This window comes from Shinella sp. WSC3-e (assembly GCF_945994535.1).
GTDB lineage: Bacteria > Pseudomonadota > Alphaproteobacteria > Rhizobiales > Rhizobiaceae > Shinella > Shinella yambaruensis.
The window spans coordinates 500,347-513,014 of the sequence record NZ_OZ000531.1 but is presented as its reverse complement, the minus strand read 5'-3'; the positions used below and the strand labels follow the sequence as shown (position 1 = coordinate 513,014).

General features: G+C 65.8%; 10 protein-coding genes. 9 read left to right on the top strand and 1 reads right to left on the bottom strand.

Features of this window, described 5'->3' with window-relative positions:
- Positions 1-5 precede the first annotated feature (5 nt).
- From AABF56_RS25535 to AABF56_RS25500, 8 genes are all read left to right on the top strand, one after another.
- On the top strand, positions 6-1,388 hold the full coding sequence (locus AABF56_RS25535; protein ID WP_272807644.1) for an aminotransferase: 1,383 nt from the start codon (positions 6-8) through the stop codon (positions 1,386-1,388).
- A gap of 12 nt (positions 1,389-1,400) precedes the next feature.
- Complete coding sequence (locus tag AABF56_RS25530; protein ID WP_272807645.1) at positions 1,401-2,420, top strand: histone deacetylase family protein; 1,020 nt, start codon at positions 1,401-1,403, stop codon at positions 2,418-2,420.
- A 618-nt stretch (positions 2,421-3,038) separates the two neighbouring features.
- On the top strand, positions 3,039-3,641 hold the full coding sequence (locus tag AABF56_RS25525; protein ID WP_272807647.1) for a TetR/AcrR family transcriptional regulator: 603 nt from the start codon (positions 3,039-3,041) through the stop codon (positions 3,639-3,641).
- Between the two features lie 242 nt (positions 3,642-3,883).
- Positions 3,884-5,137: a sarcosine oxidase subunit beta family protein gene (locus tag AABF56_RS25520; RefSeq protein ID WP_272807648.1), complete on the top strand. Its 1,254-nt coding sequence runs from the start codon at positions 3,884-3,886 to the stop codon at positions 5,135-5,137.
- 9 nt (positions 5,138-5,146) lie between these two features.
- Positions 5,147-5,431 carry a sarcosine oxidase subunit delta gene (locus tag AABF56_RS25515; RefSeq protein ID WP_272807649.1) on the top strand — a complete coding sequence of 95 codons (285 nt, stop codon included), beginning with the start codon at positions 5,147-5,149 and terminating at the stop codon, positions 5,429-5,431.
- Entirely contained in the window at positions 5,412-8,219 is a 2,808-nt protein-coding gene (locus AABF56_RS25510) for a 2Fe-2S iron-sulfur cluster-binding protein (RefSeq protein WP_272807650.1), read from the top strand. Before AABF56_RS25515 ends, AABF56_RS25510 begins: the two co-directional genes overlap by 20 nt.
- The gene (locus AABF56_RS25505) at positions 8,212-8,742 is read left to right on the top strand and encodes a sarcosine oxidase subunit gamma family protein (protein ID WP_272807651.1); all 531 of its coding nucleotides are present in this window, start codon (positions 8,212-8,214) and stop codon (positions 8,740-8,742) included. The genes AABF56_RS25510 and AABF56_RS25505 overlap by 8 nt, the downstream gene beginning before the upstream one ends.
- A 59-nt stretch (positions 8,743-8,801) precedes the next feature.
- A complete protein-coding gene (locus tag AABF56_RS25500) occupies positions 8,802-9,917 on the top strand; it encodes an ABC transporter substrate-binding protein (protein ID WP_244766277.1) in 1,116 nt (371 codons plus the stop codon).
- Between the two features lie 206 nt (positions 9,918-10,123).
- On the opposite strand, the gene AABF56_RS25495 is transcribed toward AABF56_RS25500, so the two are convergent.
- Positions 10,124-11,152 carry a LacI family DNA-binding transcriptional regulator gene (locus AABF56_RS25495; protein WP_244766278.1) on the bottom strand — a complete coding sequence of 343 codons (1,029 nt, stop codon included), beginning with the start codon at positions 11,150-11,152 and terminating at the stop codon, positions 10,124-10,126.
- Between the two features lie 210 nt (positions 11,153-11,362).
- Here AABF56_RS25495 and AABF56_RS25490 point away from each other — a divergent pair, with 210 nt between their 5' ends.
- Positions 11,363-12,655, top strand: coding sequence for an ABC transporter substrate-binding protein (locus AABF56_RS25490; RefSeq protein ID WP_244766279.1), 1,293 nt, complete (start codon positions 11,363-11,365; stop codon positions 12,653-12,655).
- Positions 12,656-12,668: the final 13 nt, after the last annotated feature.

The window sequence follows — 12,668 nt, the reverse complement described above, 5'->3', positions numbered from 1 at the left end:
AAACCATGTACAATTCGCTGCGCATGCGCGACATCGCGTCCCAGATCCACCCGCAGACCAATCTTGCCGCCCACGAGACCGTCGGGCCGACGATCATGGCCCGCGGCGAGGGCGCCTATGTTTATGACGACGACGGCAAGCAATATATCGAGGGCATGTCCGGCCTCTGGTGCGCGGCGCTCGGCATGAGCGAGAAGCGGCTGGTCGATGCGGCGACGCGCCAGCTCAATACCTTGCCCTATTACCAGAACTTCGCCCATCGCGCGACGGAGCCGGCGATCGAGCTTTCGGAGCGCCTCCTGAAGATCGCGCCGGTGCCGATGTCCAAGGTGCTCTTCCAGAGCTCCGGCTCGGAGGCGAACGACACCGCCGTCAAGCTCGCCTGGTACTATTTCCACGCCCAGGGCAAGCCGGAAAAGAAGAAGATCATCGCGCGCAACCGCGGCTATCACGGAACCTCGATCGGTTCGGCCAGCATTACCGGCCTGCCGCACCTGCACCGGGAGTTCAACCTGCCGCTGCCGGGCTTCCTGCACGTCACATGCCCGCATTTCTATCGCGAGGGCCGGACGGGGGAGATGGAGGAGGATTTTGCCACGCGTCTTGCTGAGGAGCTGGATGCGCTGATCGTGGCGGAGGGGCCGGACACGGTTGCGGCCTTCTTCGCCGAGCCGGCCATGGGGACGGGTGGCGTCGTCATTCCGCCGAAAACCTATTTCGAGAAGATCCAGAAGGTTCTGAAGAAGCACGACGTCCTGCTCGTGGCCGACGAGGTCATCACCGGCTTCGGGCGCACCGGCGCCTGGTGGGGAAGCCAGACCTTCGGGCTGGAGCCGGACATGATCACCTGCGCCAAGGCGCTGACCGCCGCCTATATGCCGCTCTCGGCAGTGCTGCTTTCCGAGCGGCTTTATGCCGGCATGAAGGTGCAAAGCGAGAAGATCGGCGTCTTCGGCCATGGTTATACCTACGGCGCGCATCCTGTCGCCTGCGCCGTCGGTGTCGAGGCGCTGAGGATCTACGAGGAGGACGGCATCATCGATGGTGTCGCAGCGCTCGGGGAGCGCATGGCCGAGGGCATGATGCCGCTTGCCGAGCATCCGCTCGTCGGCGAGGTGCGCGGCGTCGGCCTGATGTGGGGCGTCGAGATCGTCCGCGACAAGCGGACGCGCGAAGCCTTCCCCGCCGACATGCAGTTCGGCATCGGCATCCAGAACCGCGCCTTCGAGAACGGGCTGGTCTGCCGTTCGCTCGGCACGGCGATCGCCTTCGCGCCGCCGCTCATCAGCACGCCGGAGCAGATCGACGCGGTCGTCTCGCGGTTCCGCGACGCTCTCGACAGGTCTCTCGATGCCTACCTTGCCGGCGGCGGCCGGCTCGGCGAATGAGGGGAGGCCATCGTGCTGGCGATCCATGACGAACGGCAGGCGCTGCACCGGCCGCTGACGCGCATTGCGGGCGGCGTGCTGAAACCCAATCTCGAGGTTCCCGAGCGCATAGCGCTGCTGCGCGAGGGGTTGGCACTGGCCGGTATCGATGTCGTCGCGCCCGCCGGCGACGACGAGGGCCTGATCCGTGTTTTGCATGATCCCGGCTATCTCGATTTCCTCGAGAACGGCTTTGCCGCCTGGCGCGCCATCCCGGGCAATGGCCCGGAGCTGCGGTCCAGCATCCATCCGAACATCTACATGAACCGGCGTCCCGACGATCTTCTCGGCCGCGCCGGCTTCTACCAGGCCGATGCGGGCTGCGTTCTGGTGGAAGGAACCTGGCAGGCCGCCCGGGCGAGCGCGCTGACGGCGCTCGATGCCGCGGCGCGCGTGCTTGAAGGCGAAGGCATGGTCTATGCCCTGTGCCGGCCGCCCGGCCACCATGCGTATCGCGACAAGGCCGGCGGCTTCTGCTACCTCAACAATTCCGCCCTTGCCGCCGAACGGGCGGCCCTGGCGGGGCGGCGCGTCGCGATCCTCGACATCGATGTGCACCACGGCAACGGGACGCAGACGATGTTCTACGATCGCGGTGACGTGCTGACGCTGTCGGTGCATGGCGATCCTGCATATCTCTATCCCTACTATGCCGGTTATGCCGACGAGGCCGGGACCGGCGCGGGGGCGGGAAGGAACCGCAATTTCCCCCTTCCGCTCGGCAGCGACGGCGTGGCGTACCGGGCGGCGGTGCGGGCGGCCTGTGACGAAGTTCGACGGTTCGGCGCCGACTTCCTGGTCCTTGCCCTCGGCCTCGATGCGTCCGTGAACGATCCTTTCGCCTGCATGACGGTGAACGACGAGGACTTTGCCCGCATCGCGGAGGACATCTCGGATCTGCGGATCCCGACCGTCATCGTTCAGGAAGGGGGTTATGTCTCGCCATTCCTCGCCGGAACGCTGGCCGCCTTCCTTTCCGGAATCTCCCGATAGAGCACCCGCTTTCGGCAAGGCCGGGCTGCCGGTCCGCGCCATTCGTCTGCCGCTTGTTACGATCCTCCGATGGGCGCCGGCTTCAATCGAGCCGGCAAGTCATCTTTTTTGAGCGTCCCGCTGCAAGATCGGAAATGCCGCGACGTCCTTGGCTGTGAGGGGATGCGGGGCCTGCCGGTGGCGGCGGGCGCGACGCTCCTACGCATTTGTAGCGTAGAGGGGTTTCCATGGGCAGGATCGTGGGTCCTCAACGTGAATGCCAGCAATCTTCTCGGCAAGGAATTCGTCTCGAACTGCGCGGGCGAGGTTTGCTACTACGGGCCGGATCGCTCCGTCACGGCGACCTTGACGTATCGCTGGTGAGGAAGGGAAGTGGGCTGTTCGCGACGCGTGGTCGCGGGGGCATGCCTGAATTCCGTCCGCTCGAAGGCAGGCGCCGGTGGCTCTCGCGGGCTACGGTGCCGCCTCGCGTCGTTGCGGCGCTTGCGATCGGCCTCTCTTTCAGCCACATGATCATTTTCTAGATCGGTGACGAGCAGGTCCGCCTTTGGAGCGCAAGTGAGTGCGATGAAACCCCTTCGGGCGAAACACGGTTCTTCAAGGCAGCCCACGGGTCGCATGACGCGGGAGGCCTGGATCGAGGCGGGCATCGCCGCGCTTGTCGAAGAGGGCATCGCCAATGTGAAGATCCAGGTCATGGCCAAGGCGCTCGCGGTGTCGCGCTCCAGTTTCTACTGGTTCTTTGCCGACCTTCAGGACCTGCACCGCGAGCTGCTCGACCATTGGCTTTGCAAGAATACGAGCCCGATCATCGAGCGCGCCCTCCGTCCTGCGCCGACCGTGACAAAGGCCGTGTGCCATATCTTCGAATGCTGGGTGGATCCGGCCCTGTTCGATCCGCGTCTCGATGCGGCGGTGCGGTCCTGGGGGCAGGTGGACGCTGCCGTGCGCGGCGTTGTCGACCAGGCGGATGACCAGCGCGTCGATGCGATCACGCGCATGTTCCTGCGCTACGACTATCCGGAGGCGGAGGCCTTCATCCGTGCGCGGATTCTCTACTTCACGCAGATCGGCCACTTCACGCTCGGCATGCGCGACGACCGGGAAATGCGGCTGCGCCTCCTGCGCCCCTATCTCCTCGGTTTCACCGGGCGTCACGCCACCGACGGCGAGGTCGAGGCATTCGAGACATTGATGCGGCGTGTTCAGCCGGATGGCTGAATAATGGGCATGTCTGTACGTTTTGGAATTCCTGAAATTTAAGGGGTAACCTCGCAGGTTCTCCAACATTCAGTGTGTTTCCATGCAATTTTCTGGACATTAATGTCCAGAAGGAATACGGATGGTCCCGAACGGGCGCAATGTGCCTGTTCGGCGGGTTCCTCCATTCATGGGCGGCGCATGAAGCAGCATTCAGCTTTGCCATTTCACCGCGGCGCGGGCACGCGCAGGAGGACGTCGCGATGACGCGGCACTATTCTGCCTTCTCCCTCCTCAAGGAGGGCCTCAGGGGCCAGAAGGGCTGGCAGCTCGCTTGGCGCTCGCCCGAGCCGAAGCCGCGCTACGACATCCTCGTCATCGGCGGCGGCGGCCATGGCCTGGCGACGGCCTACTACCTTGCCAAGGTGCACGATATCCGCAACATCGCGGTCATCGAGAAGGGTTGGCTCGGGGGCGGCAATACCGGGCGCAACACGACCGTCGTGCGTTCCAACTACTTCTTTCCCGAGAGCACGGCGCTCTACGATCTGGCGCTCCGCCTCTACGAGACGCTCGGCCGGGACCTCAACTACAACATCATGCTCTCCCAGCGCGGTATCGTCACGCTCGCCCACAGCGAGGCCGAGATGGAAATGGCGGCGCGGACCGTCAACGCCATGCAGATCAACGGCACGGATGCCGAACTCTTCGGCCCCGAGGATGTTCGCCGCGTCCTGCCGCTCCTCGATGTCTCGCCGGAGGCGCGGTATCCGGTGTTCGGCGGCGTCTGGCAGGGAAGGGCCGGCACGGCACGACACGATGCGGTGGCCTGGGGCTATGCCCGCGCCGCCGACCGGCTGGGCGTCGATATCATCCAGTCCTACGAGGTGGAGGACTTCCTGGTCGAGGGCGGACGCTGCCGCGGCGTGAAGACCAGCCGTGGCGAGATCCGCGCCGAGCGGACGGGCATGGTCGTCGCCGGCCATTCCTCCCATCTCGCTGCCAAGGCCGGCTTCCGCCTGCCGATCACCTCCTACGCCCTGCAGGCCTGCGTTTCCGAGCCGATCAAGCCGGTGCTCGATACCGTCGTGCTGTCGCCTGGCACGAGCACCTATGCCAGCCAGTCGGACAAGGGCGAGCTCGTCATCGGCGGTGCGCTCGACCGCGTTCCCTCCTATGGCCAGCGCGGCAACCTGCCGGTGCTGGAAGGCGTCGTCGCCGGCCTTCTCGAAATGTTCCCGTCCTTCCGCCAGCTTCGGCTGATGCGGCAATGGGCCGGCATCGTCGACGTGACACCGGACTCCTCGCCGATCCTCGGGGAAAGCCCGCTGCCGGGCCTTTTCCTCAACTGCGGCTGGGGAACGGGCGGCTTCAAGGCCATTCCCGCCGGCGGCACGCTGCTCGCCCATCTGCTGGCGACCGGCAAGCACCACGATATCAGCCGCCCCTTCGATCTCGACCGTTTTGCGCGCGGGCGGTTGATCGACGAGGCAGCCGGCTCCGGCATCGCCCACTAGGAGGTCTCCATGCAGCTTTTCCCATGCCCCTTCTGCGGTCCGAGAAGCGAGAGCGAGTTCCATTTCGCGGGTGAAGCCGGCAACCATCGCCCGGAAGGATTTCGCGATGTGACGGACGGCGTATGGGCCGCTTATCTCTACGAGCGCAACAACCGGTGCGGGGCGGCAAGCGAAATCTGGATGCACATGGCCTGCGGCGAGGTCTTCCGCATGGAGCGCGACACCGTGAACCACCGCGTGGCGCAGTCCGTCACGCTCGGGGAAGGAGGCGGCAATGACGGCATGGCGCACTGAAGGCGGCACGGCCATCGACCGGTCACGTCCCCTTGCCTTCACCTTCGACGGCAAGGCGATCGACGGCTTTGCCGGCGACACAGTCGCCTCGGCACTGCTTGCCGGCGGCGTTTCCGTACTTGCCCGCAGCTTCAAGTATCACCGGCCGCGGGGCCTCTGGGGCGCGGGCGTCGAGGAGCCGAACGCGCTGGTCGACATTGCCGGCGGCCTGCCGAACACGCGCGCCACGCAGGTGCCTGCAGCCGACGGCCTTGTCGTGCGCAGCGTCAATGCCGAGCCGAACGCGGAGAAGGATCGCCATGCCTTCCTTGACGCCTTTTCGCGTTTCATCCCGGCCGCCTTCTACTACAAGACCTTCATGTTCCCGGACTGGCATCTCTTCGAGCCGCGGATCCGGCAGATGGCCGGCCTCGGAACATTGGATGAAGCGACGAAAGGACCTGCCTTCGCGGAGCAGGTGAACCAGCATTGCGACGTGCTGGTGGTCGGCGCAGGGCCTTCCGGCCTGCTTGCCGCGCGCAAGGCGGCCCGCGCCGGCAAACGTGTCGTGCTCTGCGACGATGGCCGGCAGGTCGGCGGCAGCCTGCTTTTCCGGGCGGCGGCCATCGAGGGAAAACCCGGTGCCGAATGGGCGGCGGACGTCGCCGCGGAGCTGGAACGGGCCGGCGTGCGTGTCCTGACCGGGACCACGGCTTTCGGCATCTACGACCACCATCTCGTCGGCCTCCACCAGAAAGCCGCGGACGGCGCGCCGGACCGGTTGTGGCGCATCCGTGCCGGGTCGATCGTCCTTGCCGCCGGTGCCATCGAACGGCCACTGCCCTTCGGCAACAACGACCTGCCGGGCGTCATGTCCGCCGAGGCCGCGTTGGTCTACCTTCGCCGCTTCGGCGTTGCCGCGGGCCGCAAGGTCGTCATCGCAGCGAACAACGGGCTTGCCTATGAGACGGCGGAAGCCTTGGCGGCGGCCGGTGCGGATGTCACCGTCGTCGACTATCGCGCCGATGCCGCATCGCCCTCCGGGCTGCGCGTGCTGAAGGGCCTAGCCGTCGTGACCGCGGTCGGCCGCAGCGCCGTGACCGCCGTCAAGCTTTCCGACGGCACGGTGCTGGAAGCAGACGCGCTGCTCGCCTCCGGCGGCTTCACGCCGACGGTGCATCTCTATTGCCAGGCGCAGGGCAAGCTCGACTGGCGCGACGATATCCTCGCCTTTGTTCCCGGCCGGGCGGTCGACGGCGTGGAGGTGGTCGGCGCTGCCGCGGGCAATTTCGGCCTTCCGGCCGAGCTTGCGGGAGGGTCGGAGCGGGACTTCCGCATCGTTGCAGCCTGGCCGAAGCCCGGTGCAAGGGAGCGGGTCTGGATCGACCTCCAGAACGATGTCACGGCCAAGGACGTGGAACTGGCCGTGCGGGAGAACTTTGTCTCCGTCGAACATCTCAAGCGCTACACCACGCTCGGCATGGCGACCGATCAGGGCAAGACCTCGAACGTCAACGGACTTGCGCTGATGGCGGAGCTCACCGGGCGTCGCATTCCCGAGGTCGGTACGACGACCTATCGCCCGCCCTTCACGCCGGTGCCGCTCGCCTCTTTCGCCGGTGCCCGCTCCGGCACGCGCATGAACCCGCTCCGCCGCCTGCCGCTGGAAGCACAGCACCGGGCCGACGGCGCGGTGTTCCGCGAATATGGCGGCTGGTTGCGCCCGGCCTTCTATGGCGCCGGTGCACCGGAGGAGCGCATCCAGGCGGAAGCGCAGGCCGCGCGCGAGGGCGTTGCGCTCTTCGACGGTTCCCCGCTCGGCAAGATCGAGGTGATGGGGCCGGATGCCGCGCCGTTCCTCGATTTCATCTATTACAACACCGTGTCGACGCTGGCGCCCGGACGCTGCCGCTACGGCTTCATCCTCACGGAGGCGGGCAACATCTACGATGACGGCGTGCTGATGCGGCTCGATGAGAACCGCTTCGTCGTCTCGTGCTCGTCTTCGCATGTGGCGGGCGTGCACGGACTTCTGGAGGAATGGCGGCAGGACCGTTTCGACAAGCGGCGCGTCTTCATCCACAATGTGACGGCCGAGATGGCAACGCTGACCGTCACAGGCCCGAGGGCGCGGGCGCTTGTCGAAAGCGCTGGCCTTTCCATCGCGCTCGACGATGCGGCATTGCCGCATATGGCCGTGGTGTCCGGCCTGTTCGACGGCATTGCGGTGCGGATCGCCCGTGTCAGCTTCACCGGCGATCGCTCCTACGAAATCTCCGTATCGGCCGACCAGGCCCGGGCGCTCTGGGCACGGCTGCGGCAGGCGGGCGAGGCGTGCGGCGCAACGCTGCTCGGCCTTGAGGCCTTGATGATCCTTCGCGCGGAAAAAGGTTATATTGTCATCGGCAAGGATACGGACGGCACGAGCCGCCCGATGGATTTCGGCCTGACCGCGCCGCTGGAGCGCAAGAAGGTCGCGTTCATCGGCCGTCGCTCGCTGATCACGGAGGATGCGGCCGCGCCGGACCGCCGCCAGTTCGTCGGGCTCGAAGCGGTTGACGGCAAGGGCGTGCTGCCGACGGGGGCGCACGGCATCGAGCGCAAGGCCGGTGCCACGCGCAGCCTCGGCTATGTCACGTCCAGCTATTTCAGCCCGGTGCTGCGAAAGCCGATCGCGCTCGGGCTGATTGAACGTGGCCTTTCCCGCATGGGCGACATCATCGAGCTGCAGCACCTCAGAGACGTGAGGCAAGCGCGCATCGTCCCGTCCTGTGCTTTCGACGAGGAAGGAGCGCGTCTCCATGCTTGATGTCGCGCGCAAATGGCGGCCCGAGCCGGATTGGGCGAACGCCCGCCTGAAGGGCCGGACCATCGAGGTCGGGGCGATCATGGGGGTGACGCAGCGCCTCGTCAGCGGCGATGCCGGGCGCTTCCTCGCCCGCTACGGCCTCGGTAAGGACGTCGGCGCGCTTGGGCTTGCCCTCGGCGCGCGCTATGCGGTGCGTGTTGCCCGCGACCGGCTGCTCGTCATCGGGCTTTCATCCGCCGATCTGCCCGACGGATGGCATGAGGAGGGCTATGCGGTCTCGAGCGTCGATTCCGCCTTGCGTGTCTTCGAGGTGAAGGGAGAGGGCATCCGCGATCTCCTCGCCCGGGCGACGACGATCGATCCGGACAATCCGGGACCCTGTGCTGCGATGCCGTTCGGCGGGGTGATGGGCACGGTATACCGGCACGCCGACGCCGAAACGCTGCGCATCCATGTCGACAGGGGGCTTGCCGCCTACCTCTGGGAGTGGTTCGAATGCCAGCCACTCTTTCTGCAAGCATAAAACTTCATTTCTGGAAGGAGCGACCCGCGCTGGTGCGGGCACAAAAGGGAGTTGAGACAATGCGAAAAATCCTGATCCTCGGCACGGCGCTCGGCCTGCTCATGGGCACCGCCGCGCAGGCGGAAGACCTGACCTTCGCCGTCGCCGGTCCGCTGACCGGTCCGCTCGCCACGATCGGCGACCAGTTCAAGCAGGGCGCGCAGGCGGCGGCCGACGCCATCAACGCCAAGGGCGGTGTGATGGGACGCCAGATCAAGCTGCAGTTCGAGGACGACCAGTGCGATCCGAAGCAGGCCGTCTCCGTCGCCAACCGCATTGCCGCAAGCGGCATCCGGTTCGTCGATGGCCATGCCTGCTCCGGCTCCAGCATACCGGCCTCGGCGGTCTATGCCGAAAACGGCACGCTGATGATGAGCCCGGCCTCGTCGAACCCGGTCATGACGGACGATGCCGCCGCCAAGGGCTGGACGAACATCATGCGCCTCTACACGCGCGACGACGCACAGGGGGCCTTCATCGGTCCTTGGATCGCCAAGGAATATGCCGGCAAGAATGTCGCGGTGCTGCATGACAAGACGGCCTACGGCCAGGGCGTCGCCGACGCGGTGCGCACGACGATGAACGCAAACGGCCTCAACGAGGTGCTTTCCGAAGGCATCAATGCCGGCGAGAAGGACTATAACGCGCTCGTGACGAAGTTGAAGGATGCCAAGGTGGATGTCGTCTATTTCGGCGGCTATCACCCGGAGGCGGGCCTCATCCTGCGCCAGGCCGCCGAGCAGGACTACAAGTTCCAGCTGATCATGCCCGATTCCATCGCCTCGCCGGAATTCTGGCAGGTCGCCGGTCCCGCCGGTGAAGGCACGATGTTCGTCTTCCCGTCCGATCCGCAGGCCAAGCCCGAGGCGAAGGAGGCCGTCGAGAAGATTCAGGCCGGCGGCTTCAAGCCGGAAGGCTTCACGCTCTTTTCCTATGCCGTGATCCAGGCCTTCGCGCAGGGCATCGAGCGCGCCGGCTCGGATGATCCGGCCAAGGTTGCCGAAGCGCTGAAGAACGGCCAGCCGATCGACACGGTCGTCGGAACCGTTACCTTCGACGAGAAGGGCGACCTGAAGGACGCCAGCTACGACATCAACCGCTGGAGCAACGGCAGCTACGCGCCGATCGCGAAGTAAGAGGCGAAAACGGAAAGCCCGGCCATGTGCTGGGCTTTCCACCTCACGCCATATGGTCCTGTCGGCTCTCTCCAACCGCCCAGGCGGCGGGCTTGCGGCCGAGATCGTGCTGCCCTGAAAAGCACGGCGACGTCGGGCCGCTACGTTTCGATACATTTGCGCGCGTTCCGGAACATGCCGGATACGGGGGGCTCCCGCCAGCAACCCTATGCGGTGCTCGCCGGCGGGGCGGTCGATTCGCGCACGACGAGCGCGTAATCCACCTCGTAGTGCGTGGGAACCTTGTGGCCGTCGAGGCGGGCGAGGATATATTCGCCGGCGCCCTTCCAGGTCAGGTCCGTCGGAACGTGGAGCGTCGTCAGGGCGGGACGCAGGTGGCGGCTCCATTCGAGGTCGTCGAAGCCGACGACCGAAAGGTCGGCGGGGATCTTCAGGCCTCTACGCTCCGCTTCCAGCATGACGCCGTAAGCGAGTACGTCATTGCCGCAGGCGATGGCCGTCGGGACGCTCGAGCCCATGAGGATCTGCCGCGCGGCTTCCCGCGCATCGTCCAGCGTGTATCGCACCTCGACGTGCCACGCCTCCGGCAGGTCCAGCCCGTGTTCGGCAAGGGCACGGCGGAACCCCCTTATTCGCGCGCTGGCGCGGTCGTTGTTGCGCTGGAGCGCGCTGACCACGCCGATGCGGCGGTGGCCGATCTCGATGAGGTGCATCATGGCGCGGTGCGCGGCCGCCTCGTTGTCGACGCCGATGCTTGGATGCGGCTGGCTCGGATTGTAGATGCCGACATTAATGAAGGGCACGTCGCGGGCCGCCAGCAGGTCGCGCAGCGCCTGATGGTGACAGTCGCCGCGCAGGATGAGCCCGTCGACGCCGCGGCTGATCAGGTTGCGTGCCTGCTCCAGCTCCACATCGATGTCGTAGCCGTTCGTCGAGAGAATGAGCATGTAGCCGCGCGAGGAGAGGAACTTCTGCAGCGATTCGATCCCGCGGGCGAACATGGCATTGTCGATGGTGGGGATGATGGCGCCGATCGTGCGCGTCCTGTTGCTGGACAAAGCCCGTGCCATGCCGTGCGGCACGTAGCCTGTCTCGTCTATCACCCGCTGGATGCGGGCGCGCAGGTCTTCGCTCACGCTCTGCGGATTGTTGAGGGCGCGCGAGACCGTTGCCGTCGAGACGCCCGAAAGCTTCGCGACCGCCCGGATGCCTGTCTTTTCCTTCTCACTGGTCATGCAGCCGCCTGGATTATGTAACGTTACATTGTTGTGTGACGATCAGCTTGCGAATGTCAAATGGAAATAGCCTTGCAATGCAGCATTATTTTCATGCCAGTCGAGTGTTGACAGCCATACCCGCAACATAATATGTAACCGGTTACATAGAGATTGCGCTCGGGAGAAGCGCTCGGTCTGCCGCCGGAGAGCGGCCTTGTGGAGGAAGATATGCTGAAAAATCGTTCTATCCCTGCTGTTGTCCTGTCTGTGCTCCTGGCCGGAACGGCGACCTCCGCCTTTGCCTTCGACTGGAAGGCGCATGAAGGTGAAACGGTTTCATTCCTGGCCAACAACAATCCCTGGTCCCAGGCGGTCTTGTCCTACAAGGATGAATTCACCGCGCTGACCGGCATCAACCTGCGGGTTGACTCCTACCAGGAGCAGCAGATGCGCCAGCGCCTCGTCACGGTGCTCAACTCCGGCAGCGACGAGATCGATGTGTTCATGACCCTCGCCTCCCGCGAAGGGCAGCAGTTCGCGGCCTCCGGCTGGTATGCCGACCTTTCGGCCTATACGCAGGGCTCGGTGGCTCCGGAATACGATTTTTCAGGCGTGAGCCCCGCTCTCGTGAAGGCTGCGACATTCGATGGCAAGCTGACCAGCATCCCGCTCAACCTCGAAGGCCCGCTGCTCTACTACCGGACGGATATCTTCGAGAAATGCGGCCTTGCCAAGCCGGCTTCGCTCGACGACGTGCGGGCTGCGGCCGAGAAGATCAAGGCATGCGACGCCAGCGTCACGCCCTTCGCCTCGCGCGGCCTGAAGCCGGCGATCGCCTACACGTTCAGCAACGTCCTGCACAATATGGGCGGCACCTACATCGTCGACGGCAAGTCGGCGCTCTGCGCCCCGGCGGGCCAGAAGGCCATCGCCTGGTACGGCGACCTGATGCGCGAATACGGGCCGCCCGGCGCGGCGAACTACAGCTTCTACCAGATTTCCGCGCTCTATCGCAGCGGCCGTGCGGCGATGGCCTTCGAATCCTCCAACGAACTGCGCACCATCATGGAGGGCGGCGAGCGCCTGAACGATACGGATGTGATTCCGCTGCCGGCCGGCGAGGCGGGAACCGTCCCGACGGCGATCGGCTGGGGCCTTGCGATTTCCAGCCGCAGCGCCAGGAAGGATGCGGCCTGGTACTTCGTGCAGTGGGCCTCCAGCCCGGAAATGCAGAAACGCCTGGCGCTTCAGGGCGTCGCCTCGCCGCGCGCCTCCGTCGCCGCCGATGAGGAGTACAAGGCCTGGATCGCCGAGGCGCCCGTGCGGGCGAGCTGGCAGGCGGCGCTCGGCGTGCTGGCGTCCGACGGGTCTTCCGAAGTCGGCTACCCCATCATCGCCAATCCGGAATCGCGGGACTATATCGGCCAGGCCGTGCAGGACGTGCTTCTCGGGCAGCGGTCGGTCGAGGAGGCGTGCGCCGCCGCCGACAGCGCGCTCGACGGCCTGATCGCCCGCAAGTAGCGCATCTGCCGGG